We start from the raw sequence: 25,629 nt of genomic DNA on the forward strand, positions 1-25,629 counted from the left end.
CCGCGCAGGCAGGATCAAACGCGGAAGCGACTGACCATGGACTGCAACTGGCCGCCCAGGCGCGCCAGCTCGGCCGAGGATTTGGCCGTTTCGTCGCTGGCAATGGCGGTCTGCTCGGACACATCACGCACGCTGAGGATGCTGCGGCTGATTTCCTCGGCCACGGCGCTCTGCTGTTCCGCAGCAGCGGCGATCTGCTGGTTCATCGACTGAATGTTGGACACCGCCAGGGTGATGCTGCCCAGCGAGTCGCCTGCCTTGCGCGTCAACTCGACACTGCTGTCGGTCAGGTTACGGCTATTGCGCATCACCGCGGCGACCTGCTGAGTGCCGCTCTGCAGGCCGGCAATCAAGGCTTCGATCTCCTCGGTGGACTTCTGCGTACGCTGCGCCAGGCCGCGAACCTCATCGGCGACCACGGCAAAACCGCGTCCGGCCTCGCCAGCGCGCGCCGCCTCGATGGCGGCGTTGAGCGCCAGCAGGTTGGTCTGCTCGGCCACCGACTTGATCACGTCCATGACGCTGCCGATCTTGTCGCTTTCCTGCTGCAACCCATTCATCGCATCGCTGGAGCGGCTGACTTCGGCGGCCAGGCGTTCGATCTGCGAAATCACCTCGGCGACCACCTGATCACCGACACGCGCCTGGCCATCGGCCTGGTTGGCCGCCTGCGAAGCCTGCTCGGCATTGCGCGCGACTTCCTGCACGGTGGCCGACATCTCGTGCATGGCGGTAGCGACCTGATCGGTCTCGCTCTTCTGGCTGTTGGCACCGGCGCTGGTCTGCTCGGTGACCGCCGACAATTCTTCGGCGGCGCTGGCGATTTGCGTGACGCTGTCGCGGATGCCGGAGATCAGCTCACGCAGGGTGCTGGCCATGTACTGGATACCCTGCTGCAACTGACCCATCTCGTCGCGACGGTCGACCTGTACGGTAGCGGTGAGATCGCCCTCGGCAATGCGCTGCACCGCGCCCAGCGTGTCCTGCAGCGGACGGGTGATCTGCCGGGTGATGATCCAGGCAGCCAGCACGCCGAACAGCAGGGCCAGCAACGTGGTAATGATCTGCAGATTGCGTGCAGTGGCGGTTTCCTCGTCACGACGGTCGATCTGGATCTGTACCAGCGCGGCGTTGTCCTTGACGATCTGGTAGCCCTGCTGGGTCAGCGCCACGCGTTCGGCGACGATGATGTCGTTGGCCTGACTGAAACGCTGCACTTGCGCCTGATAGGCATCGAGACCGGCGCGCACAGCGCTGATCGCACCACCCTGCTCGCCGGCGAAGGCCGCAGCCAGCGCCTCGATACTTTGCACGGCACGCTCGCTCTGGGTGCGCATCGCCTGTTCGGTATCGGTATTGGGATTAGCCGTGTAGCCGCGCACTTCGTAACGGGTCAATTGCAGGCTCTCACGCACATCGCGCACGGCCAGGTAACGCGGCGAGCGCCGCTCGTCGAACTCCGGCATCTGCTGCACGGCCTTGTACAGGTTTTCAAGCTCGGCAAAAGCCTGCTTCGCCAGGCTGCCCATCTGCTCGCGAGCAGCGCGTGCCGTGCGATAGGCATCGGCCATGCGATTGAAGGATTGCTTGTACAGCTCGATCTGCTCGGCCTGCTGCGTCAGCAAGCGAACGTTCTCTTCACTGCGGAAACGGCTGCGCACCTCGGCGTGCGCATTGCTGTAGCTGGCCAGCGACTTTTGCACCACCTCGGCCATCTTCTCGTCGCCGTTATCGAGCATGTAACGCAGGCGGTCGACGCGCAGCTCGGTCAGCAGATTGCTCAGGTGACTGATGTCGGCAGTCCAGTTGCTGCGCTGAACCAGACTGCCCATGCTGGTCCAGGCCACGCTGGCGAGGATCAGGGTCAGGGCCAGCACCAGACCGAAGCCGAGCGCCAGCTTGCGGGTCACGCTTAGGTTCGCGAACCAGGTGTTCATAACAATTCTCCAACTGCGGATGTTTCAGGTTTCGCTGGAGAATTGTTTTTGTTGAAGCCAGCACAAGGGATCAGCTGACGTAGTAAGCGACTGGCAGGGCACAGATATTAAGCGGCTGCGACATTCTGCAGCGGCCGCGTATCAGTCCAGCAGCTGCAGGGCCTCGGTGCTGCATTGCTGGATACGTGCCCAGTCGCTGCTTTCCACCCACTCGCGCTGGAACATCCAGGTGCCGCCCACGCACATGACGTTGGGCTGCGCCATGTAGCGCTGCAGGTTGTCCGGGGTGATGCCGCCGGTGGGGCAGAAGCGCACACCGCCGAAAGGCCCGGACAGCGCCTTGAGCGCCGCGACACCGCCACAGATTTCCGCCGGAAACAGCTTGAAGCGGCGATAACCCAGCGCGTAACCGACCATCAGCTCCGATGCGCTGCTCACACCCGGCAGCAGCGGCAGCGGGTTATCCAGTGCCGCCAGCAACAGCTCACGCGTGCTGCCCGGCGTGACGATGAACTGCGCACCGGCGGCGGTCGCCGCGGCGAGCATGTCTTCATCCAGCACGGTGCCAGCGCCAACGCAGAGTTCGGGGCGCTCGGCACGCAGGCGGCGAATCGCCTCCAGGCCGTGCTCCGAGCGCAGGGTCACTTCCAGCACGCGCAGGCCACCAGCGGCCAGGGCGTCGGCCAGCGGCAGGATGTCCGCCTCGCGGGCGATGGTGATCACCGGCATGATCCGCGCCTGCGCGCAGATGCGGTCGATCTCGGCGATTTTGTCGGCCATGCGCGCGCGCTGGCCTTGGTCGAGGCTGGTCATGTCAGGGGCACCAATGGATTTCAAGAGGGGAATTGAGGAAGGCGCGGATCGGCAACTCGGAGGTTTCACCAGGCTGCAGCGCCGCGCTGAGGATGTTCAGTTTCGCCTGGCCCTGGATCGCCAGCAGCGGCAGGCGTGCGCTGGCCAGCACCGGCACGGTCAGGGTCAGGCGTTGCGCCGGCTCGCTCGGGGCAAGCATCGGCAATACGCGGCGCGCGCAGTCCGGCTGTAGCGCCTGATGCAGATTAGGGCTGTACGGGAACAGCGAGGCGGTATGACCGTCATCGCCCATGCCCAGCACCAGCACATCGATCGGCGCCAGCTCGGTAACCGCAGCATCGGCCAGCTCGGCTGCCTGTTCGAGGTTGCCGGCGACCTGATAGAGGCCGAGAAAACGCGTTTCGGCGGCCGGACCACGGAGCAGATGACGACGCACCAGCGCCTCGTTACTGCCCGCGTGATTGATCGGCACCCAACGCTCATCAGCCAGACTCACCAGCACCTGCGCCCAGGGCACGTCCTGCTGCGCCAGCGCCTCGAAGAACGGCACCGGGCTGCGCCCACCGGACACTACCAGCGTGGCCTGACCGCGACTGGCGATGGCCTGGCGCAGCGCATCGGCCACGCGCACGGCCAAGGCTTGGGCCAATTGCTCGGCGTCATCATGCGGGCAGGCCTGCACGCCTGACGGCAGTTTCAGTTCAGAGATCGCCATACCAGCTCCTGCCATCTCGGGTGATCAACGCGACCGACGCCATGGGGCCCCAGCTGCCGGCGGTGTAGGGTTTCGGCGCCTCGCCAAGACGACGCCAGCCGTCGATCAACTGATCGCACCACTGCCAGGCGTATTCGATCTCGTCCTTGCGCACGAACAGGTTCTGATTGCCGCGCATCACTTCCAGTAGCAGACGCTCGTAGGCATCGGGGATACGCGCACTGCGGTAGGTATCGGAAAAACTCAGCTGCAGCGGACCACTGCGTAGCTGCATGCCCTTGTCCAGGCCCTGATCCTTGGTCAGCACCTGCAGCGCGATACCCTCGTCCGGCTGTAGACGGATGATCAGCTTGTTGCCGATCAGCTGGCGTTGCTCCGGGGCGAAGATGTAATGCGGTGGCGCCTTGAAGTGGATGACGATCTGCGACAGCTTCTGCGGCATGCGCTTGCCGGTACGCAGATAGAACGGCACGCCGGCCCAGCGCCAGTTGCGGATGTCGGCACGCAGGGCGACGAAGGTTTCGGTGTCGCTCTGGGTGTTGGAATTCTCTTCTTCCAGATAGCCGGGCACCGCGCGCCCATCGCTGCTGCCGGCCACGTACTGGCCGCGCACCACGCGCTGGCCGAGCTGCTCGACGTTGATCGGCTCCAGCGCCTTGAGCACCTTGACCTTCTCATCACGGATGCTGTCGGCGGACAGGTCACTGGGCGGGTCCATGGCGATCAGGCAGAGCAGTTGCAGCAAGTGGTTCTGGATCATGTCGCGCAGTTGCCCGGCCTGATCGAAGTAACCCCAGCGCCCTTCGATACCGACCTTCTCGGCCACGGTGATTTCCACGTGGGAGATGTGGTTCTGGTTCCACTGGGTTTCGAACAGGCTGTTGGCAAAGCGCAGGGCGATGAGGTTCTGCACCGTCTCCTTGCCCAGGTAATGGTCGATGCGATAGACGCGGTTTTCCGGGAACACCTGAGCCACGGCATCGTTGACCGCACGCGAGGACGAGAGGTCGTGGCCGATCGGTTTCTCCAGCACCACCCGCGTGCCCTCTGCCAGCCCCACGGCAGCCAGGTTGGCGCAGATGCCACCGTATACCGAGGCAGGTGTGGCGAAGTAGGCGATCAACTGATCCTGCGGGCTCACATGCTCGAGCAACGCCGCATAATCGTCGGCCTTGAGGAAGTCCATGCTCAGGTAGCTCAGGCGTGCGAGGAAGCGCGTCATGTCGGCTTCCGTCAACTCCTTGCCTGGCACGTGCAGGCGCAACGCCTGTTCGATGGCGTGCAGGTGACCACTCGGCTCGCCCGTTTCACGGGCCAGGGCGAGAATGCGCGTGCCATCGTGCAGCAAACCGGCGCGATCGAGCTGGTAAAGCGCGGGAAACAACTTGCGCAAGGCCAGATCGCCCAGCGCGCCGAACAAGGCAAAGGTGCAGGATTCAAGCTTCATCGCAGGCATGAGTTTGTTCTTTTATCAAGATGCACTAGAAATACCGGGTGATACTGCTTTTATCAAGGAAAAATGTTGTGATAGCAACAACATTATTCACTACACCCGATAAGTCAGTGGTGGCCACGGGGCGGCATCAGTAGGATAGGCCGGTTGTTTTACCGCCCATCGCCTGTCGCCAAGCCCGTTCAACCGCCTGTTAGGAGCCCTTATGGACCGCGTGCGCAACCTGCTGGAACAGATCCAGAGCCGCCTGGACGACCTGAACAAGGCCGAACGCAAGGTCGCCGAAGTGATCCTGCACGACCCGCAGCAAGCCACACGCTTCAGCATCGCTGCGCTGGCACAGGCCGCCGCCGTCAGTGAGCCGACGGTCAACCGTTTCTGCCGCTCGTTCGGCGCCAACGGCTATCCGGAACTGAAGATGCAGCTGGCGCAGAGCCTGGCCAGCGGCGCCGCCTACGTCAGCCGCGCGGTATCGGCCGACGACGGCCCCGAGGCTTACACGCGCAAGATTTTCGGCAGCACCATCGCCTCGCTGGACAGCGCCTGCCAGAGCCTCGACCCGCAGCACGTCAGCCGCGCCGTCGACCTGCTGATCCAGGCGCGGCAGATCCACTTCTTCGGCCTCGGCGCCTCGGCCTCGGTAGCGCTGGACGCGCAGCACAAGTTCTTTCGCTTCAACCTCGCGGTCTCGGCACACTCCGACGTGCTGATGCAGCGCATGATCGCTTCGGTGGCGCACACCGGTGATCTGTTCGTGATCATTTCCTACACCGGGCGCACCCGCGAACTGGTGGAAGTGGCACGTCTGGCGCGCGAGAACGGCGCTTCGGTACTCGGCCTCACCGCCGCCGGCTCGCCGCTGGCCAAGGCCAGCACCCTGAGCCTGGACATTCCGCTGCCGGAAGACACCGACATCTACATGCCGATGACCTCGCGCATCATCCAGCTCACCGTGCTCGACGTACTCGCCACCGGCGTCACCCTGCGCCGCGGCGTCGACTTCCAGCCACACCTGCGCAAGATCAAGGAAAGCCTCAGCGCCAGCCGTTACCCGGCGGATGAAGAGCCGCTGTAAGGCATCTGCAGGAGCCAGCCTGCCGACGATTCGTCGTATCGGCACGATCCAAAAGGCATCGCCGGCAACCTGGCTCCTACCGTTCTGCTGCACTGCCGGCTAAATACTGTCGTGGCTCGACCAGGCAAATAGCGACGCTTCTGGTAGGCTTGCCGGCTTTTCCGAACCTGCCAGGAAATCCGTCATGCAAGCTCTGATTGCCCTCAGCCGTTTCATCGGCAACACCTTCGCCATCTGGGTGTTGCTGTTCGCCGTCATGGCCTTCTTCCAGCCCAGCTGGTTCCTGCCGCTGACCGCCTGGATCGTGCCGCTGCTCGGCCTGATCATGTTCGGCATGGGCCTGACGCTCAAGGGCGCGGACTTCCAGGAAGTCGCCCGTCGCCCGCTGGCCGTGCTGCTTGGCGTGCTGGCTCAGTTCATCATCATGCCCTGCACCGCCTGGCTGCTGTGCCAGGCGTTCGCGCTGCCGCCGGAAATCGCCGTGGGCGTGATCCTGGTGGGCTGCTGCCCAGGCGGCACCGCCTCCAACGTGATCACCTGGTTCGCCCGTGGCGACCTGGCGCTGTCGGTCTCTATCACAGCCGTCACTACCCTGCTCGCCCCGCTCGTGACCCCGGCACTGATCTGGATGCTGGCGTCGGAATGGCTGCCGGTGTCGTTCAGCGCCATGTTCATCTCCATCCTCAAGATGGTGCTGCTGCCTATCGCCCTCGGTCTGATCGCCCAGCGCCTGCTCGGCGAGCGAGTGAAGACCGCCGTCGAGGTGCTGCCGCTGATTTCCGTGGTGAGCATCGTCGCCATCGTCGCCGCCGTAGTCGCTGCCAGCCAGGACAAGATCGCCGAATCGGGCCTGCTGATCATGGCCGTGGTGATCCTGCACAACGGCATCGGCCTGGGCCTGGGTTACCTGGCCGGACGCCTGTTCGGCATGTCGCTGGCGCAGCGCAAGACGTTGTCGATCGAAGTCGGCATGCAGAACTCCGGCCTCGGCGCGGCCCTGGCCAGCGCGCACTTCAGCCCACTGGCCGCCGTGCCCAGCGCTCTGTTCAGTGTTTGGCACAACCTGTCCGGCCCGTTGCTGGCGACCATTTATCGTCGAATGAGTCAGAGCTCGGAGAAGGCCGCCGACTGACCCAACGCCTCGCACCAATCCAGGGCACCTTGCCCCGGATACGCCAATATGCACAATATTGGCGCACGCGAGGACGACCTCCGCACCCTGAGCCCAGGGTGGCTCATCCGGGGGACGGCCCCTTCAGCCACTGGAGGTGACCATGTCCTGGATCATTCTGTTTCTCGCCGGCCTGTTCGAGGTCGGCTGGGCCATCGGCCTGAAATACACCGAAGGCTTCACCCGCCCCTTGCCAACGGCGCTGACTGTCTGCGCCATGTTGGTCAGCCTCGGCCTGCTCGGTCTGGCCATGAAGGAGCTACCGCTGGGCACCGCCTACGCCATCTGGACCGGCGTCGGCGCCGTGGGCACGGTGATCGCCGGCATCATCCTGTTCGGCGAGTCGATGGCGCTGCTGCGCCTGGCCAGCGTGGCGTTGATCGTCTGCGGCTTGATCGGGCTCAAGATGAGCCACTGAGAAAGCCGGAACTCAACTTCGTGGGAGCGGCTTCAGCCGCGATTCGCCGCTACGACTGCAGGGATGCAGGAGGTAGAGCGAAGCAGGATGCCCGAGCCGAAAGCCCCTCCCACACGCCCCTCGCTATCGCCAATCCCCGCGCAACTCGGCCACCCGCGCCTGCAACGCCTCGCGCTTGGCCTGCTCCGGCGCAATCGGCGCTCCAGCCACCAGGCACACCCGCGACCACAGGCGCTTGAACAGCCCTTTGTGCGGGTCGCGACTGAAGAAGCTGCCCCACAAACCTTGCAGCGCCATGGGAATTACCGGCACCGGGTTCTCTTCGAGAATGCGCTCGACACCCGCCTTGAACTCGTCGATCTCACCATCGCCGCTCAGCTTGCCCTCGGGGAAGATGCACACCAGCTCGCCATTGCGCAGGTACTCGGCGATCTTCTTGAAGGCGGCGTCGTAGATCAGCAGGTCCTCGTTGCGACCGGCAATCGGCACGGTACCTGCGGTGCGGAAGATGAAGTTGAGCACCGGCAGATCGTAGATCTTGTAGTACATGACGAAGCGCACCGGCCGGCGAATGGCGCCGCCGATCAACAACGCATCCACGAACGACACGTGGTTGCACACCAGCACCGCCGCACCCTCGTCGGGAATGGCATCGAGCCCCTTGTGCTCGACCCGGTACATCGAGTGCCCCAGCAGCCAGATGAGAAAGCGCATGCTGAATTCGGGGACGATCTTGAAGATGTAGCTGTTGACCGCGATGTTCATCAGCGACACCACCAGGAACAGCTGCGGAATCGACAGCCCGGCGACGCTGAGAAAGAGAATCGCGACGATGGCCGACGCCACCATGAACAGCGCGTTGAGGATGTTGTTCGCCGCGATCACCCGCGCCCGCTCGTGCTCGGCGGTGCGCGACTGGATCAGCGCATACAGCGGCACGATGTAGAAGCCGCCGAACAGACCGATGCCGAGAATGCAGCCGAGAATCCACCAGGCTTGGCCGTAGCCCAGCAGCGCCAGCCAGTCGTGCGGCGCAGCAGCTTCGGGGAAACCGCCGGAGAACCACCACAGCAGCATGCCGAACAGGGTCAGGCCGATGGAGCCGAACGGCACCAGGCCGATCTCCACCTTGTGCCCGCTCATGCGCTCGCAGAGCATCGAGCCCAGGCCGATGCCCAGCGAGAACACGGTGAGAATCAGCGTCACCACGCTTTCGTCGCCGTACAGCCACTCCTTGGCGTAGGCCGGAATCTGCGTCAGGTAGATCGCGCCGAGAAACCAGAACCAGGAGTTGCCCACCAGCGAGCGCGACACCGCCGGACGCTGACCCAGGCCAAGCTTCATGATCACCCAGGACTGACGAAAGATGTTCCAGTCCAGCGGCAGTTCAGGCATGGCAGCCGAAGCCTTGGGAATGCCATGGCTGGCCAGGTAGCCGAGCAGCGCCACACCGACCACCGAACCGGCGACGATGGGCGCATAGCTGCTGCTGGCCATCATGATGCCGGCGCCGATGGTGCCGGCCAGAATCGCCAGGAAGGTGCCCATTTCCACCAGGGCGTTACCGCCCACCAGCTCCTGCTCCTTGAGGTGCTGCGGCAGGATCGAATACTTCACCGGGCCGAACAGCGCCGACTGCGTGCCCATGGCGAACAGCACAGCGAGCATCAGCGGCAGGTTGTCCAGCAGCACCCCGGCGGCGCCGGCGAGCATGATGCCGATCTCGGCGAACTTGATCTTGCGGATCAGCGCGTCCTTGGCGAACTTCTCGCCAAACTGCCCGCCGAGGGCAGAGAACAGAAAGAACGGCAGGATGAACAACAAGGCGCAGAGGTTGACCAGCAGATCGCGGTCGGCGCCCGTGTTGAGCTTGAAGAGGATGGCGAGAATCAGCGACTGCTTGAAGATGTTGTCGTTGAAGGCGCCGAGCAATTGCGTCACGAAAAACGGCAGAAAGCGCTTCTTGCCGAGCAGGGCGAACTGCGATTGTTGGGTCATCGTCCATGGTCCTCGCGGGGTTCGGTTTTGCCCGCACAGGCATTTGACTGCAAATCCCCCCATGAAAGCCACAGGGCAAATGCGAATGCCTTGGCTAACGAGGAGGTAAGACTGTTCATTTAAAGATGCGCGCTTAGCTCTCCTCTCCCCAGAGGGACGAGGGGGCTAATCGCGTTCCACCATTTCTTGTGTGAACAGCACTACCTTTGTGGGAGGGGCTTCAGCCGCGACAGCAACCGCAAAAAGCTCGCCGCTGAAGCGCCTCCCACACCCGAGTGCGCCTTCACGGCCCCGGCCCAGCAGGGGGCGCCGCCAAACGCAGCGCAAAAAAAAACGGCAGCCCAATCGGGCTACCGTTCTCGAACTCGGAGAAAACGTCAGTGCCCTCGCACTGACTACAACCTCACCTGCACTCCCTGGGGAATGCCAGCGCAGTCTGACAAAAGCCAGCCTCAGCGTCCGTTTAGCTTTGTTACCTGCCTGCAAAGAAATGTAAACGGCAGATGACTGCACGGTCCGCCGCGCGGCACAATCGCGCCCATGAACGCTCACCACCCTGCCTGCTGCAGCCCGCTCGACACGCACAACCCGCTGCCAAACTCGCTTGCCGGCGCGCAGCTGATCAGCACCCGTTTCGACCCCACCCTGTTTGCCGAGGACGATTTCGCTCGCTGCGATATCGCCCCGGTGCGCGGCGTAGCCAAGCGCCAGGCCGAGTATCTGGCCGGACGCCTGTGCGCCCGCGAGGCGCTGCGCCGCGTGACCGGCCAGCCCTGCGTGCCGGCCGTCGGCGAAGACCGCGCGCCGCAGTGGCCACGTGGCGTGGTCGGCTCCATCACCCACGGCGACAACTGGGCTGCTGCACTGGTCGCCCAGCGTGAACAATGGTGCGCCCTGGGCCTGGACGTCGAGCGCCTGCTGCCCGCAGAGCGCGCCCAACGCCTGCAGGGCGAAATCCTCACTCCCGCCGAATTGCAGCGCCTGTCGGGCCTGGACGACGAGGCCCGCGCCACGCGCATCAGCCTGACCTTTTCGCTCAAGGAAAGCCTGTTCAAGGCGCTCTACCCGCTGACCCTGACGCGTTTCTATTTCCATGACGCCGAGCTGCTGGAGATGGACCACGACAGCGCACGCCTGCGCCTGCTGATCGACCTGCACCCGGAATGGCGCACGGGCGCCGAGCTGGATGGCCAGTTCGCGCTGTTCGATAACAAGGTGCTGAGCCTGGTGGCCGTGGCGGCGTGATCATGCAGCACCCACCATGCGTGGATAACTCGGTGCGCGCGGCGCACCCTACAAAGCAGGCGGTCGCAGCGTAGCCCGGGTGAAATCCGGGAACAGGTCGCCGGCCAGCCCCGGATTGCATCCGGGCTACGAGAAATTCGGTACGCTGTTGCGTAGGGTGCGCCATGCGCACCGGGGTCGACACAAGGCCGTGCCCTACTCTCCCTGACGCCGCGGCCACACCAGGCTGAAACGCGCGCCACCGAGGCTGTCGCTGCGACCGATTTGCGCCCGGCCGCCATGCCAGTAGATGATCCGGCGCACGATAGACAGGCCCAGGCCATGCCCGCCAGAGGCCCGTGTGCGGCTGTCGTCGAGGCGCAGGAAGGGGCTGAACAGGCGCTCCCAGGCTTCTTCCGGCACGCCCGGGCCGTCGTCCTCGACGTCGATACGGCAACGCTTGTAGCCGACCTGGCAACTGATCAGCACCTTGCCTTCGGCATAGCGCATGGCGTTGCTGACCAGATTCTGCAGCGCGCGGTGCAGGTAGCGCGGCTCGGCCTCGACCCAGCAGGCGCCCTCGGCCTGCACGCTGAGCACCGCACCCGCCTCCACGCGCACCTTGTTGCTCAGCGGCGCCAACTCGTCGATCACCTGATCGATCAGTGCCTTGAGCTCCACCTGCTGGAAATTCAGCGCCGGCGAACCCTGCTCCAGGCGCGCGTAAGTCAGCATCTCGTCGACCAGCTTGTCGAGATCCTGGATATCGCTGTCCATGCCGTCCATGTACTTGCGCCGGGCATTTTCACTCGGTGCATCGGCGATCATCTCCAGGCCGAAGCGCAGCCGCGCCACCGGCGTGCGCAGCTCGTGGGACACCGCGCGTACCAGCTCGCGCTGAGTGCTCAGGGAGGTCTGCAGGTGCTCGGCCATGGCATTGAAGCTGCTGGCCAGGCGCCCTACCGAGTCCGCGCCGCGCGTCGGCACGCGCGCATCCAGGCGGCCGCTGGCGATGTGCGTGGCCGCGCCCTCGAGCGCACGCAGGCGCTGCTCCAGCGAGCGCACCAGCAGATAGACGATCAAGCCGATCAGGCTCAGCCCCAGCGCACCGATCAGCACCAGCAACTGCGGCGGATAGGGGTTCATCTGATACAGCGGGCCGATTTCAAGTACCCAGGGCGTATCGACGATGCCGGAGAACACATAGATGGAGTCGCCGCCCTTGCCTAGCGCCATCACCGTATCGCCCTCATCGATGCGCCGCCGCTGGTCGAGGTCGATGGTGGCGTCCTCCAGGCGTACCAGTTGCAGGTTGAAGCCGAACTGCTTGGCTGCCTTCAGCTCGGCCAGGCGCTGCGGCTGCTCTTCCACCGGGTAACGGATCAGCTCGTCGATCAGCAGGTAGTTGGTAGCCCGCGCCAGTTGCTCGCTGATCTGCTGAATCTCACCGGTCAGCAGCAACGGCTGCTTGCCGTCGAGCAGGCCATAGACCTTGGCCGAGTGCGGGCCAGTCTGCTGCACCAGCACGTGGCCGCGCTGCAGGCGGTTGCGCTCGCTGCTTTCCAGCGGCACGTCGCTCAGGGCCTGCAGCTCCAGCGGAATGCCAAGCAGGCGCGACCACACCACCAAGGCGCGCCTGCGTTCCACCTCGTTCATCGGCAGCAGGTTGTCCGCCATCAGGCGGAAGGTGCCGCGCGCCAGGCCTTCGCGGTACTGGTCGCCGCGCACCTCGTTGACCAGGTGCAGGGTGCCGACGCCCAGCAGCGCCACCAGCACCAGCGCGGCGAGCATGCCGCCATAGATACGCAGGAAGATGGAATTCATGGCCGCCCGATCAATCGCGCAGGATCGGCGGCGCATCACCGAACGGCAGCGCTTCGGCGGCCTCGGCGACGAACAGGTAGCCCTTGCTGCGCACCGTCTTGATCATCCGCGGATGCATCGGGTCATCGCCGATCTTCGGTCGAATGCGCGAAATGCGCACGTCGATGGAGCGGTCCTGGCCGTCGTACTCGATACCGCGCAGGGAATTGAAGATCTCCTCGCGCGACAGGATGCGCCCGGCGTTGGCCGCCAGCAGCCAGAGCAGATCGAACTCGGCGCTGGTCAGCTCGATGCCCTGCTCGCCCAGCCAGGCTTCGCGCATGGCGCTGTCGATAGCCAGCGCACCAAACTGCAGACGTCGCGGCTGACCTTCATCACGCTCGCTTTCGCTGCCCTCACGGCGGCGCAGCAGCGCACGAATGCGCGCCAGCAGCACACGCGGGCGCACCGGCTTGCACACGTAGTCGTCGGCCCCCATCTCCAGGCCCAGCACCTGATCCATGTCGTCGGTACGCGCGGTCAGCATCAGGATCGGCCCCTTGTAACCGCTGCGTACCTTGCGGCAGATGCTCAGACCGTCTTCACCCGGCAGCATCAGGTCGAGAATCACCAGGTGCGGCTGCTCGGCGAGAATCCGCGCCGCCGCACGCGCGCCATCGGCTTCGATGGCCACACGCAGACCGTTGCCCTCCAGATACTCGCGGGTCAACTGCGCCAAGCGCTGGTCATCCTCGACGATCAGAATCTGCCACGCTTCTTGTTCCACACCCATTCCCCTTCGCATAGCGGCAAGCGCCGCAAACACCGTCGCCATTCTAGGGGCTGAGCGCGTCCCGGCGCGAGCGGCAAACCACCGCCCAGGCCTGGCGCCGGGTTAAGCACAGCACATGCCAAAAGCACTATATATAGTGGTAGTCTGTGCGCCGCCGAACAGCTTCGCCAACTCGCTGAAATCCTTCCCCCAGGGGCGACGAACGGTCATTGGTAGCCAGAGCCAGAGAACACGCGGGCTACGCCGCCAACACCCACAAGGCACTCACAGCTTATCCACAGGCAGTTCTTTTTTTAGCGCCTTGCAATGCCTCCAACAGCGCACTATCTTGTATCCCCATCGCGCAGTACCCACCAGATGTTGGGTTACTGCAGAAAACCGGACACAAAAAGAACGAATCGCGCAAGCCCTTTTCGCAGGGTTTTCCAGGTGTCCCGGCTAACCGTTTCGCCCTAGCCCAGGCCTGGCCTGGGTTACAGCCGCGCAGCAACGCCAGACGTTGCGTGTGAGCTGGTCAGACTGCGGTCTTATCCGCCAGTCGACCACTATATGTAGTAGGCGGGGTGTGGTAATGCCCCGCTGTGACTTATGCGCCAGGACGGCACTTGAAGTCGTGCCTAACCTGCCCGCTCTTGCGACACCCGTACCCGGCCCCGCTGCCGCGTGCGGTTCAGTTGTTAATGGAATGAACGGCGGACAGGGCACAGTTTCTAATCGTGACGTCCAACCAAAAATTACAGAACACGGAGATCTCCATGCATACCGACACTACTCGCGAGAACCCGCAGGCCGTGGCGCCGCAGGCCGCTGAATCCTCTCAGGATCTGGCTGCCACCGCGCCCGGCCAACTGCGTGTGATCAAGCGCAACGGCACCGTCGTCCCTTACACCGATGACAAGATCACCGTCGCCATCACCAAGGCCTTCCTTGCAGTAGAAGGCGGCACCGCTGCCGCTTCGTCGCGTATCCATGACACCGTCGCGCGCCTGACCGAGCAGGTCACCGCTACCTTCAAGCGTCGCATGCCCTCCGGCGGCACCATCCACATCGAAGAAATCCAGGACCAGGTCGAACTGGCCCTGATGCGCGCCGGCGAGCAGAAAGTCGCCCGCGATTACGTGATCTACCGCGAAGCCCAGGCCAACAAGCGCAAGGCCAGTGCCGGCAGCGAAATCACCCAGCCGCACCCGAGCATCCGCATCACCACCGCTGGCGGTGAAATGCAGCCGCTGGACATGGGCCGCCTGCAGACCATCATTCGCGAAGCCTGCGAAGGCCTGGCCGAAGTCGATGGTTCGCTGATCGAGCGCGAAACCCTGAAGAACCTGTACGACGGCGTGGCCGAAAAAGACGTCAACACCGCCCTGGTGATGACTGCCCGTACCCTGGTCGAGCGTGAGCCGAACTACAGCTACGTCACCGCTCGCCTGCTGATGGACAACATCCGCGCCGAAGCCCTGAGCTTCCTCAACATCACCGCCAGCGCCACTCACCACGAGATGGCCGACCTGTACGCCAAGGCCCTGCCGGCCTACGTGGAAAAGGGCGCCGAGTTCGAGCTGCTCGACCCGAAACTCAAAGCGTACGACCTGGAGAAGCTGGGCAAGGCGCTGAACCACGAGCGTGACCAGCAGTTCACCTACCTCGGCCTGCAGACCCTGTACGACCGTTACTTCATCCACAAGGACGGCATCCGTTTCGAACTGCCGCAGGTGTTCTTCATGCGCGTGGCCATGGGCCTGGCCATCGAAGAGCCGAAGAACCGCGAAGACCGCGCCATCGAGTTCTACAACCTGCTGTCCTCGTTCGACTACATGGCGTCGACCCCTACCCTGTTCAACGCCGGCACCCTGCGTCCGCAGCTGTCCTCGTGCTACCTGACCACCGTGCCGGACGACCTGTCGGGCATCTACGGCGCCATCCACGACAACGCCATGCTGAGCAAATTCGCTGGCGGTCTGGGCAACGACTGGACCCCGGTGCGCGCGCTGGGCTCCTACATCAAGGGCACCAACGGCAAATCCCAGGGCGTCGTGCCCTTCCTCAAGGTGGTCAACGACACCGCCGTGGCGGTCAACCAGGGCGGCAAGCGCAAGGGCGCGGTCTGCGCCTACCTGGAAACCTGGCACATGGACATCGAGGAATTCCTCGAACTGCGCAAGAACACCGGTGACGACCGTCGTCGTACCCACGACATGAACACCGCCAACTGGATTCCGGACCTGTTCATGAAGCGCGTCTTCGAAGACGGTAAGTGGACCCTGTTCAGCCCGTCCGAAGTACCGGACCTGCACGACCTGACCGGCAAGGCCTTCGAAGAGCGCTACGAGTACTACGAAGCCCTGATCGAGTACGGCAAGATCAAGCTGTACAAGACCATCCAGGCCAAAGACCTGTGGCGCAAGATGCTCTCGATGCTGTTCGAGACCGGCCACCCATGGCTGACCTTCAAGGACCCGTGCAACCTGCGCAGCCCGCAGCAGCACGTGGGCGTGGTACACAGCTCCAACCTGTGCACCGAGATCACCCTGAACACCAACAAGGACGAGATCGCGGTCTGCAACCTGGGCTCGGTCAACATGGTCAACCACATCGTCGACGGCAAGCTGGACATCGAGAAACTCGGCCGCACCGTGAAGACCGCTGTGCGCATGCTCGATAACGTCATCGACATCAACTACTACAGCGTCGACCAGGCACGTAACTCCAACTTCAAGCACCGTCCGGTCGGCCTCGGCCTGATGGGCTTCCAGGACGCCCTGTACCTGCAGCACATCGCCTACGGCTCCGACGCTGCCGTCGAGTTCGCCGACAAGTCGATGGAAGCCATCAGCTACTACGCCATCCAGGCCTCCTGTGACCTGGCCGAAGAGCGTGGCAGCTACAGCACCTTCGAAGGTTCGCTGTGGAGCAAAGGCATCCTGCCGCTGGATTCGCAGCAGATCCTCATCGAAGCCCGTGGCCAGAAGTACATCGACGTCGACCTGTCCGAATCGCTGGACTGGGCGCCGATCCGCGAGCGCGTGAAGAAAGGTATTCGTAACTCGAACATCATGGCCATCGCGCCGACCGCGACCATCTCCAACATCATTGGCGTGTCGCAGTCCATCGAGCCGACCTACCAGAACCTCTACGTGAAGTCGAACCTCTCCGGCGAATTCACCGTGATCAACCCCTACCTGGTGCGCGACCTGAAAAACCGCGGCCTGTGGGACAGCGTCATGGTCAACGACCTGAAGTACTACGACGGTTCCGTGCAGCAGATCGAGCGCATCCCGCAGGATCTGAAAGACCTGTACGCCACCGCCTTCGAAGTGGAAACCAAGTGGATCGTCGACGCTGCCAGCCGTCGCCAGAAGTGGATCGACCAGGCTCAGTCACTGAACCTGTACATCGCCGGCGCCTCGGGCAAGAAGCTGGACGTGACCTACCGCATGGCCTGGTACCGTGGCCTGAAAACCACCTACTACCTCCGTGCCCTGGCCGCCACCAGCACCGAGAAGTCCACCATCAACACCGGCAAGCTCAACGCAGTGTCCGCTGGTGGTGACGAAGGCTTCTCGGCCAAGGCCCAGGCGCCTGCCCAGCAGGCCGCTCCGGCCCCGGCGCCCGTACCAAAAGCCTGTGCCATCGACGAACCCGACTGCGAAGCCTGTCAGTAATCGTAAGGCTGACGCGTGGATCTGAGCGGCATTCGCGGCGTTACCTGCTAGAGCGGCCCCCATCACGTACATGCGTACGCTCAGGGGCTCCACTCCAGCAGGAGCCTTGCGACTACTCGCTCAGCTGCACGCTCGAAGGTCTGTGAAGCTCTAAAGCAAATCAGCGGTAAATCCCCTCTCCCGCTTGCGGGAGAGGGTTAGGGAGAGGGCAAAACGGTTCGGCTTGTACTTGTGGGAGGGGCTTTAGCCGCGACCCAAAGCCCAGGCAAAACCGTCACTCCTCCCCACAAATTCCCGCCCCTCCTCCTCCGGGTCGAGGGGCAACGGTCAGCCAGCAATCCACCGCCTGCTGACCAGCGGTACCCGTTTACCCTTGCGCGCATCACGCAACGGAACATAATTCAAATTATCTGTATATCCATACAGGCCGGTTTATTCGCCGGCCCTCACGCAGGAGCCAAGCCATGCTGAGCTGGGATGAATTCGACAAGGAAGACGGCGCAGAAGCAGCCGCCGCAAGCAACGCCAACGCACAGAGCGCCGGCACCAATTTCGACAAGCTCGACAGCGAAGCTGCCGGCTCGGTCGAGCAGGCCCGCGCTGTCGACGCCAACGACTCCGACGCCGTGGCCCGCGCCAAGAAGGCCCTGAACGACCTCGACATCCAGGAAGGCCTGGACGACCTCGAAGGCGCCTCCGCACGCGTACAGGTCGGCGACAAGCAGATGATCAACGCCCGCGCCGACCTCAACCAACTCGTACCCTTCAAGTACGACTGGGCCTGGCAGAAGTATCTGGATGGTTGCGCCAACCACTGGATGCCGCAGGAAGTGAACATGAACGCCGACATCGCGCTGTGGAAATCCACGGACGGTCTCAGCGAAGACGAGCGCCGAATCGTCATGCGCAACCTCGGCTTCTTCTCCACCGCCGACAGCCTGGTTGCCAACAACCTGGTACTGGCCGTGTACCGCCTGATCACTAACCCCGAGTGCCGCCAGTACATCCTGCGCCAGGCCTTCGAGGAAGCGATCCACACCCACGCCTACCAATACTGCATCGAATCGCTGGGCATGGATGAAGGCGAGATCTTCAACATGTACCACGAGATCCCGAGCGTCGCGAAGAAAGCCTCCTGGGGCCTGAAGTACACCCGCTCGATCTCCGATCCCAAGTTCGAAACCGGCACTCCGGAAACCGACCGCCAGTTCCTGCGCAACCTGATCGCCTACTACTGCGTACTGGAAGGCATCTTCTTCTACTGCGGCTTCACCCAGATACTCTCCATGGGCCGCCGCAACAAGATGACCGGCACCGCCGAGCAGTTCCAGTACATCCTGCGTGACGAGTCCATGCACCTGAACTTCGGCATCGACGTGATCAACCAGATCAAGATCGAGAACCCACACCTGTGGGATGCCCAGATGAAGGACGAAGCGACCCAGATGATTCTGCAGGGCACTCAGCTGGAGATCGAATACGCGCGTGACACCATGCCGCGCGGCGTACTGGGCATGAACGCCGCGATGATGGAGGACTACCTCAAATTCATCGCCAACCGCCGCCTGACCCAGATCGGCCTGAAGGAAGAGTACCCGGGCACCACCAACCCCTTCCCGTGGATGAGCGAGATCATGGACCTGAAGAAGGAGAAGAACTTCTTCGAGACCCGCGTGATCGAGTATCAGACTGGTGGGGCGTTGAGCTGGGATTGATGTCCAACCCAGAATCTCTTATAAAGGCTGCCTTGAGCAGCCTTTATTTTTAAATGTCCTCCGGAGAATCTTTATGTTTATTACACACATCAAACTAAAGAACTGGAGAAACTTCAGATCATTAAGCGTTTCCCTGAGCGAGACCACTTACATATTGGGCCCAAATGCATCAGGTAAATCCAATCTTTTAGACGCACTTAGATTCTTACGTGACGTAAGCAAGCCGAAAGGCGGCGGACTCCAAACTGCGGTCGCTGAGCGAGGAGGCATTAGTAAACTTCGCTGCCTTCACGCAAGGAAAGACCCGGAAGTCTCGATAGACGTCGAAATGTTAGACCCATCATCTAACAAGAACCGCTGGCGCTACTTACTCTCTTTCAAAGCTGAGGGCAAGGGTGCCCAACGAATTATCATCTCAGAAGAAAAAGTTTGGCTAAACGGAATACTAAAACTCAATAGACCAGATCTAAAAGACAATAAAGATAATCTTTTACTTACCCAAACCCACCTAGAACAAATACAAACAAATGTCGAGTTTCGTGAACTAGCAGATTTTTTTAGCGAAACCACCTACTTACACCTCGTCCCACAACTATTAAAGTTTTCTGAAAAAATAGGTGGACAACGCATTGAAGATGATCCTTTCGGGCAAGGATTTCTCGAACGCTTAGCTAAAACCCCCGAACGAACTAGAACAACGAGACTGGAAAAAATCTCTAAAGCGCTAACTTTAGCCGTTCCACAGTTCCGAGAACTTCGCTTCGAAAAAGACGACGTTGGCAGACCTCACCTATCTGCTTTATATTCACATCATCGCCCTAACGCCGGCTGGCAATCGGAAGAGCACTTTTCTGATGGCACCCTTCGCCTATTAGGCTTACTTTGGAGCTTACTGGAAGGAAACTCATTACTCCTTCTAGAAGAGCCCGAAATATCGCTAAATGACGCAATCGTAAAAGAGATACCGCTAATAATTAAACGGATCCAGTCAAGCAAAAAAGGCAGACGCCAAGTAATAATAACCACCCATAGCGAAGCCCTTTTAAGCAATCCCGGAATTGACCCTTCAGGAATAGTTTTGCTTGAAAGCAGTCCTGAAGGAACTCTAGCTCGTACAGTTGACCCCGTCGAAACGGCTGCACTGGATGCAGGCTTAACTGTCGCAGAGGTAGTGCTACCTAAAACCCGTCCAGCATCAGTGAATCAACTAGGCCTTTGGTGATGACAGGGATTGCCTTAGCAACTGAAGATTATCTCAGCGAAATAGTCTGCTTGCGCCTATTAAAAGAACTTGAGGGAAAATTGACCCCACAGCTTTTATTAAGAAAAGGCGGATCTGGCTACTTAAAATCCAACATACGCAAATGGTGTGAATTATCGAACACACTACCAGTATTAATCCTAACCGACCTTGACAACACCAAGTGCCCATTATTACTGATCCAGTCATGGCTCGAAAAAGATAAAAAACCTGACAACTTGCTAATCCGTGTAGCAGTCAGAGAAATAGAGTCATGGCTAATCGCTGACCATGAAGCCATACAAGATTTTCTTAACTCAAAAGAGCGACTATCAGTTAAGCCCGACGAGATCCAAGACCCCAAACAATATCTATTAAACCTAGCAAAAAAAGCTCCCCGCCAGATTCGTGATGACCTAGTTCAAGTAAACAAGGGAAGTATTAGACAAGGCCTTGGCTATAATAATTTGCTTGCGAAATTTGTAACCGAGACATGGGACCCAGAAAGAGCGGCAGCTAGATCTCCTAGTTTGGCTAAAGCTCGTATGAGGCTATCTGACTTATCAAGCAAGCTATGACGAGGGAGATTACCGGTTGCGGAGCACAGGTATGAACCGCTGATGGTGGATGAAAAAAGCGTCATCCACCCTACGGGTCGCCGACATACCGGGTGTAGGGTGGACAACGCGAAGCTTGTCCACCATGGTTCATATACGAGAAAAAGGGGACAGATTTATTTTCTGTGTCGCGCCCTTCTACTGGTTTCGCCCTTACGGCGAGTCACTTGACTCGCTTCGCTAGCCCTTCGGGCCAGCCTGCGGCTGTTACTCCGCTTCGCTCCGTTTCTCTTTACTCGCGCATAAAGTAACCAAAGAGAAAGCGCGCCCGGCATCCGGGTTTCGCTGCGCTCAACTCCCCTCGCTCCGGCGCTGTTCCGAGGGTCGTCGCGAAGGGCCATCCCTGGCCCATCACTCCTCGTTTGGCATCCATGCCAAACGCCCCTCTCCACAGCACCTCCACTCGGCCTCCTGACGGGATTCGGGGACCGCGGTGTTTGAACGTGTTGTGGAAGGCAGAGCAAAAAAGCAAAAGCAGAGCTTAAAGCGAGGGCATTGCGGCCAAGCCGCAATGCTCTCGCTCTGTTTGGTGCTGGATCGCCGATCTCACAGACGACGCCAAACGCCCCGTCAGGAGGCCGAGTGGAATCGTTGTGTAAGGGGTTGAGCGGCATGGATGCCGCGAGAGCCGCGATGGGCCAGGGATGGCCCTTCGCGGCGGCCCCCTGGAACGACGATGGAGCGAGGGAACCCGACGAAGTCGGGCCGGATGGTAGGGGCAAGACCTCTTGGTTACTTCTGGGGCGTTTGCCAGAAGTGACCCGCCGTAAGGGCGGAACCGGTACTCAAGTCACCACATCTGCGGCGAGTTCACTCAGTAGCAAGCAGCCCGGACAATCGCTGATGGTGGATGAAAAAAGCATCATCCACTCTACGCCTGCCGGCAACGCTGAAGCCATCGAGCTGCCATGGTTGTTGATAGAAAAACACTGCAGCACACTGCGCTTTCATCGTAAGGAGACGACACCAAATGCCGGACACACCCAGCCCACTCCCCTTGATCATCCTCGACGTTCAGGACGCCATCGATCAGCCCGTCTGGAATGACAAAAGTCATCCCGATTACCTGTCCGTCATCCAACGGCTGCTGCAATTCTGGCGATCAAATGGCTGGCCCGTCCTTCACGTAAAGCACGATGAAAAGACGCCCACCTCCAGCTATTACCTTCACGGCCCCTGGAATGGCATCAAACAGGAAGTCGCGCCGATAGAGGGCGAGGCCGTCATCATCAAGCATGAAAACTGCGCGTTCATCGGTACCCAACTGGATGCCGCGCTGAAGGGAATGAATGCAAATCGCCTCGTGCTGACGGGCGTTGTGATTCACAACAGCATGGATGCCACCATCCGCGCAGGCAAGGCGCTCGGGTACAGCATCATTCTCCCTTCTGATGCCACGACTGCCGTGCCTGTAACAGGGCCGGGTGGAACCCGCTGGGATGCCTCGACCGTATACGAGCTAACCCTGGCCATACTGGGCGCCGAATATGCTGAGGTCATGTCATCAGAAGATGTGATTGCACGGTTTAGTAAGTAGCCCGGACAACCGCTGATGGTGGATGAAAAAGCGTCATCCACCCTACTGACCTTTACCTTTCTTCTTGGCAATCGCCTTCATCCGCGCTGAGGCCTTCTGCACGCAGGCCATCTTCTCGGGCCGTTTCATGCCTCGCCATTTGCGGATTTCCTCGCGCGTGCGCCCACAACTGACGCACAGCTCACTGTTGAGCTGACACAGCGACACGCAGGGATTCTCAATATCCTTTGCCACGCTTGCCCCTTGCCGGTCGTTCGACCGAGAACGCCACGTGGTCGGCGATGCTGGAAACGCTGATGCCCACCTCATCGAAAGCGGCCAACGTCAGCGCCAGCATTCTCGCCTTGTCGGCGCAGGCAAGTGCACGCGCCTTGTTCGCCTCGCTGTCGAACATCCAGGTCACCACAAGGCTCTGCGGAAACTGCTCGTAGTTCACATCATGAGTCAGCCACTGAAAGCCGACGATTTCGCTTTTAGCCGTTTCACAGGCAAGGGTCAGGGTACGAATCAGCTCGCGCTCGATGCCTGAGTATTTTCGTTTCAGCGATGGCACAAGGTTCTTCCGGTCTGGGGCGGTGCGCCGCCATGTTACCCGAGACGCGCTAGGCGAGGATGCTGTACTGGCGTTCCCACGCAGAGCGTAGGAGCGATCAAAAGCGCCCAATCATCAATGCAGATACCCGACCGCCAGCCCTTTGAAAATCCTCCCTGCACTTTACAATCTGCCGCCGAACAAACTGTCGGCGTAATGCCCACCGCTCCCTCGTCATCGATTCATACAGGCCCTTCAGAACATGGCGTTCGACGCCCCGACCATGCTGACTCTCACCGTCGCCCTCGCCGTGGCCGCTGCGCTGTACCTGGCGGTGGAGTGGCGTAACGTGCGGGAGTCGCCCTTGCTGTTCTGGAGTGCGGGCTTCGCGACCATCGCCATCGGCTCGACCCTTGCCCTGCTGCGTGGCAGCGGTCTGATCCTGATCGGCATCTGGTTCGCCAATGGCCTGCTGATAACGGCGCACTGGTTGTTCCTGCTGGGCGTGGCCCGCTTCACCGAAGCGCGCTTCTCGCGGGCCTGGTACCTGATCTTCGTCGCCTGGCTGGCGATGCTGCTCCTGCCGGAGGGGCCGCTGTGGTCCAGGGTCATGCTGTTCACCAACTCGATGCTGGTCGCCCTGGTCACCCTCAAGGCCAGCGCCCTGCTGCGCCCTCATGGCAGGTCATTGAGCGTGGGCGCCGTTCAGTTGCGCTATGTGTTGCTGATGCACGGCCTGTTCTATGCGGCCAAGGCCATGACCGCCGTGATTCCCGGCACGCTGATAGACCTCAGTGCCTTTCGCGGTTTGATCATTCAGATTTCGTTGGTGGAAGGCGCCATGGCGCTGATGCTGATCGCCCTGTCGATGACCGGCACCGTGCGCTGGCGCCGCGAGAAACGCATCGAGCGCCTGGCTGCTCGCGATCCGCTGACCGCGCTGTACAACCGTCGCGCGCTGGAGGCGAGAGCCGGCAACCTGCTGAAGGAAACCTCGCCCACTCGCCCAGGCGCGCTGCTGCTGATCGACATCGACAACTTCAAGCAGGTCAACGATCTTCACGGCCACCTTGCGGGCGACCGCCTGCTGATCGCCCTCGGCGAGATGCTCCGCGCGTTGCTGCCGGAGCGAGCGTTGACGGCCCGCCTGGGCGGCGATGAGTTCGTGATCCTGATGGGCGATGCATCGAATGATCGCGTCGTGGCATTGGGCGATGCGCTGCGCCAGCGCTTCAACCACATGGCGTCGCAAGCCTTTGCCACGCCTCAGGCTGTCACCTTGAGCATCGGTGCCACGCTGTTCGACCAACCACCGGTCAGCCTGGCGGCGCTGATCGAGCAAGGCGACACGGCGCTTTATCAGTCCAAGCGCGGCGGCCGCAACAGCACGCGAGTGGATGACCGCACAGGTGGCGCATCGAGACCGGCCGAATAGAGGTAAAAGCGCACAGTGACGCCGATCCGCCGGTAATCCTGATCGACGTCGAACGCTGGAGTTTGCGACACAGAGCGCCACGCCATGCAGTCCCTCGCAGAGCGTGGGAACGACCCTGTAAGCCTCAGGCGGATCATGAGCGCAGCCCGCGGGTTACAATCCACGGCCCACGCATTTTCCAGCGGACCCCATATACCGATGTTCACCCTTTCCCACCTCAGCAGCCCGCCGCCCGAGTCACTGAAGAGCCAAGTGCAGCAGATGGTGGTGGACTACTTCGCCGATGTCAGCGCGGTACCGCTGCTGCCGAGCAATCCGCTGTATCAGTTGTACCAGTACGTGATCGGCTATGAGCTGCATCTGCACCTGCAGTCCATGAACGGCGACGCCGAAGGCCCCGTGCAGTTGCTACTGGCGCTGGACGATGAAGATCCGGCCCGTGTGCTGGGGTTTGCCCTGTACCTGCCGAGCCCGGACGATGCTGCCGCCTGCACCCTCGCCTATCTGGCAGTGCACAGCGAGTATCGCGCTCAGGGCATCGGCCGGGCGCTGCTGCAACGCGTGCTGGAGCGACGCCCGCACCTGGAGCTGGCCTGCGTGGCAGACAAGGTGCCGCTGTTCGAGGCTCTGGGCTTGCAGGTGCTGGCCGCTCAGGGAGCGCTGGTGGTGATGAACAGCCGCGACTACCGCTCCAGCGGCATGGTCGCGGTCGCCGACCTGGCGCCGGTGTTTGCCTCCACCGAGGTCAGGCAGATTCACGCCTACCTGCTCAAGCAGCACGGCCAGCGCGCCATGCAACAGGCGGAAAAACAGCGTGACGCCCACCTCGATGCACTCGCGCTCCAGGCTCAGGAACTGGTCGACGAGCGCTTGCCCTCGCGCGTGTTGCATTGAGGCGATGCCCCACGCTAGCCGTGGGGTTTCACGAAACGCCGATTGCAATCACCTGTGGCGGTCAGCCGACACCACGCATGCACACGCGCAGTTGGCGGACGTTGAACGCCCGCCAACGCTGATAAAGCATTAATACAGGGACTCTCGCCCGGTGGGCGCAGACCACCAGGCGGCCCATCTAGAGGCATGGAAACGACCATCAGCGAACCAACGGGCATCCCCCTGCATCAAGCAATGGCCTTGGGTCCCACTCAGTTGGATACCTGCTCGAGGAATATCAGCTGCAATGGCTCGCTCAGCAGTTCATCAGCGGTGGCGGCAAACGCCTGAAAATAGGGCGTCGCAAAATGCGCATCCAAGACCGCCTGATCCTTGAAGGCTTCACGCATGTAGAAGGTGCCCGGCTCATCGCGCATTTCGAACAGCACGTAATCAAGATTGCCCGGCTCGGCCCGCGTGGGTTCTATCAGGCTCAGCAAGCCTTCTTTCAGCTCCTGTTGTTTACCGGGTTTGGCCTTGAGTACGGCAAGGGATACCAATGGTTTGCTCATGGTGTTAACTCGTTCGATGGGTTGGCTTGCGCACCCGGCAAGGGCA

The 25,629-nt window shown here is 61.6% G+C and carries 21 protein-coding genes and 1 pseudogene; 11 read left to right on the forward strand and 11 right to left on the reverse strand.

The annotated features are described in order from the left end of the window. Positions 1-14: 14 nt before the first annotated feature. The 5 genes and pseudogenes from CDO35_RS23300 to zwf all read right to left on the reverse strand — a co-directional run bounded on the left by CDO35_RS23300 (position 15) and on the right by zwf (position 4,921). Entirely contained in the window at positions 15-908 is an 894-nt protein-coding gene (locus CDO35_RS23300) for a methyl-accepting chemotaxis protein (protein ID WP_425048543.1), read from the reverse strand. 9 nt (positions 909-917) lie between these two features. After that, positions 918-1,937 (reverse strand): annotated as a pseudogene (locus CDO35_RS23305) (methyl-accepting chemotaxis protein); the annotation flags it as partial. A 141-nt stretch (positions 1,938-2,078) separates the two neighbouring features. Further along, the gene (locus tag CDO35_RS15215; protein WP_099525545.1) at positions 2,079-2,750 is read right to left on the reverse strand and encodes a bifunctional 4-hydroxy-2-oxoglutarate aldolase/2-dehydro-3-deoxy-phosphogluconate aldolase; all 672 of its coding nucleotides are present in this window, start codon (positions 2,748-2,750) and stop codon (positions 2,079-2,081) included. A gap of 1 nt (position 2,751) precedes the next feature. Next, complete coding sequence (pgl, locus tag CDO35_RS15220) at positions 2,752-3,465, reverse strand: 6-phosphogluconolactonase (RefSeq protein WP_099525546.1); 714 nt, start codon at positions 3,463-3,465, stop codon at positions 2,752-2,754. Next, positions 3,452-4,921, reverse strand: a complete 1,470-nt coding sequence (zwf, locus tag CDO35_RS15225; RefSeq protein WP_099525547.1) for a glucose-6-phosphate dehydrogenase — start codon at positions 4,919-4,921, stop codon at positions 3,452-3,454. The genes pgl and zwf overlap by 14 nt, the downstream gene beginning before the upstream one ends. Positions 4,922-5,132: 211 nt before the next feature. Between zwf and CDO35_RS15230 the strand changes: the two genes are divergently transcribed. The 3 genes from CDO35_RS15230 to sugE all read left to right on the forward strand — a co-directional run bounded on the left by CDO35_RS15230 (position 5,133) and on the right by sugE (position 7,582). Continuing rightward, positions 5,133-5,993, forward strand: a complete 861-nt coding sequence (locus CDO35_RS15230) for a MurR/RpiR family transcriptional regulator (RefSeq protein WP_177429707.1) — start codon at positions 5,133-5,135, stop codon at positions 5,991-5,993. A gap of 184 nt (positions 5,994-6,177) precedes the next feature. Next, positions 6,178-7,125, forward strand: a complete 948-nt coding sequence (locus tag CDO35_RS15235; protein ID WP_099525548.1) for a bile acid:sodium symporter family protein — start codon at positions 6,178-6,180, stop codon at positions 7,123-7,125. A 142-nt stretch (positions 7,126-7,267) separates the two neighbouring features. Then, positions 7,268-7,582: a quaternary ammonium compound efflux SMR transporter SugE gene (gene sugE, locus CDO35_RS15240; RefSeq protein WP_017674886.1), complete on the forward strand. Its 315-nt coding sequence runs from the start codon at positions 7,268-7,270 to the stop codon at positions 7,580-7,582. Positions 7,583-7,705: 123 nt separating this feature from the next. Here sugE and CDO35_RS15245 read toward each other — a convergent pair whose 3' ends face one another. Continuing rightward, entirely contained in the window at positions 7,706-9,580 is a 1,875-nt protein-coding gene (locus CDO35_RS15245; RefSeq protein ID WP_099525549.1) for an MFS transporter, read from the reverse strand. 540 nt (positions 9,581-10,120) lie between these two features. Here CDO35_RS15245 and CDO35_RS15250 point away from each other — a divergent pair. Next, the gene (locus tag CDO35_RS15250; RefSeq protein ID WP_099525550.1) at positions 10,121-10,825 is read left to right on the forward strand and encodes a 4'-phosphopantetheinyl transferase family protein; all 705 of its coding nucleotides are present in this window, start codon (positions 10,121-10,123) and stop codon (positions 10,823-10,825) included. A gap of 195 nt (positions 10,826-11,020) precedes the next feature. On the opposite strand, the gene CDO35_RS15255 is transcribed toward CDO35_RS15250, so the two are convergent. Both CDO35_RS15255 and CDO35_RS15260 read right to left on the reverse strand, forming a co-directional pair. Next, positions 11,021-12,628 carry an ATP-binding protein gene (locus tag CDO35_RS15255; protein ID WP_099525551.1) on the reverse strand — a complete coding sequence of 536 codons (1,608 nt, stop codon included), beginning with the start codon at positions 12,626-12,628 and terminating at the stop codon, positions 11,021-11,023. 10 nt (positions 12,629-12,638) lie between these two features. Continuing rightward, complete coding sequence (locus CDO35_RS15260) at positions 12,639-13,394, reverse strand: winged helix-turn-helix domain-containing protein (RefSeq protein WP_017674890.1); 756 nt, start codon at positions 13,392-13,394, stop codon at positions 12,639-12,641. A 761-nt stretch (positions 13,395-14,155) separates the two neighbouring features. Between CDO35_RS15260 and CDO35_RS15265 the strand changes: the two genes are divergently transcribed. From CDO35_RS15265 to CDO35_RS15285, 5 genes are all read left to right on the forward strand, one after another. After that, positions 14,156-17,062: a ribonucleoside-diphosphate reductase subunit alpha gene (locus CDO35_RS15265; RefSeq protein ID WP_099525552.1), complete on the forward strand. Its 2,907-nt coding sequence runs from the start codon at positions 14,156-14,158 to the stop codon at positions 17,060-17,062. Between the two features lie 464 nt (positions 17,063-17,526). Then, on the forward strand, positions 17,527-18,777 hold the full coding sequence (locus CDO35_RS15270) for a ribonucleotide-diphosphate reductase subunit beta (RefSeq protein ID WP_037000242.1): 1,251 nt from the start codon (positions 17,527-17,529) through the stop codon (positions 18,775-18,777). Positions 18,778-18,850: 73 nt separating this feature from the next. Further along, a complete protein-coding gene (locus CDO35_RS15275) occupies positions 18,851-19,999 on the forward strand; it encodes an AAA family ATPase (RefSeq protein WP_099525553.1) in 1,149 nt (382 codons plus the stop codon). Beyond that, a complete protein-coding gene (locus tag CDO35_RS15280) occupies positions 19,999-20,595 on the forward strand; it encodes a DUF4276 family protein (protein WP_099525554.1) in 597 nt (198 codons plus the stop codon). The genes CDO35_RS15275 and CDO35_RS15280 overlap by 1 nt, the downstream gene beginning before the upstream one ends. A gap of 1,009 nt (positions 20,596-21,604) precedes the next feature. Continuing rightward, entirely contained in the window at positions 21,605-22,171 is a 567-nt protein-coding gene (locus CDO35_RS15285; RefSeq protein WP_099525555.1) for an isochorismatase family protein, read from the forward strand. Between the two features lie 42 nt (positions 22,172-22,213). Here CDO35_RS15285 and CDO35_RS15290 read toward each other — a convergent pair whose 3' ends face one another. Both CDO35_RS15290 and CDO35_RS15295 read right to left on the reverse strand, forming a co-directional pair. Further along, positions 22,214-22,405, reverse strand: a complete 192-nt coding sequence (locus tag CDO35_RS15290; RefSeq protein WP_099525556.1) for a DUF1289 domain-containing protein — start codon at positions 22,403-22,405, stop codon at positions 22,214-22,216. After that, the gene (locus CDO35_RS15295; RefSeq protein ID WP_099525557.1) at positions 22,389-22,724 is read right to left on the reverse strand and encodes a hypothetical protein; all 336 of its coding nucleotides are present in this window, start codon (positions 22,722-22,724) and stop codon (positions 22,389-22,391) included. Before CDO35_RS15295 ends, CDO35_RS15290 begins: the two co-directional genes overlap by 17 nt. 241 nt (positions 22,725-22,965) lie before the next feature. Between CDO35_RS15295 and CDO35_RS15300 the strand changes: the two genes are divergently transcribed. Further along, a complete protein-coding gene (locus tag CDO35_RS15300) occupies positions 22,966-24,138 on the forward strand; it encodes a GGDEF domain-containing protein (protein ID WP_099525558.1) in 1,173 nt (390 codons plus the stop codon). 198 nt (positions 24,139-24,336) lie between these two features. Next, on the forward strand, positions 24,337-25,032 hold the full coding sequence (locus CDO35_RS15305; protein ID WP_099525559.1) for a GNAT family N-acetyltransferase: 696 nt from the start codon (positions 24,337-24,339) through the stop codon (positions 25,030-25,032). 251 nt (positions 25,033-25,283) lie between these two features. On the opposite strand, the gene CDO35_RS15310 is transcribed toward CDO35_RS15305, so the two are convergent. After that, positions 25,284-25,583, reverse strand: a complete 300-nt coding sequence (locus CDO35_RS15310; protein ID WP_099525560.1) for a putative quinol monooxygenase — start codon at positions 25,581-25,583, stop codon at positions 25,284-25,286. Positions 25,584-25,629 lie beyond the last annotated feature (46 nt).

The sequence above is a fragment of the Pseudomonas sediminis genome, assembly GCF_002741105.1.
In the GTDB taxonomy this organism is placed as follows: Bacteria; Pseudomonadota; Gammaproteobacteria; order Pseudomonadales; family Pseudomonadaceae; genus Aquipseudomonas; species Aquipseudomonas sediminis.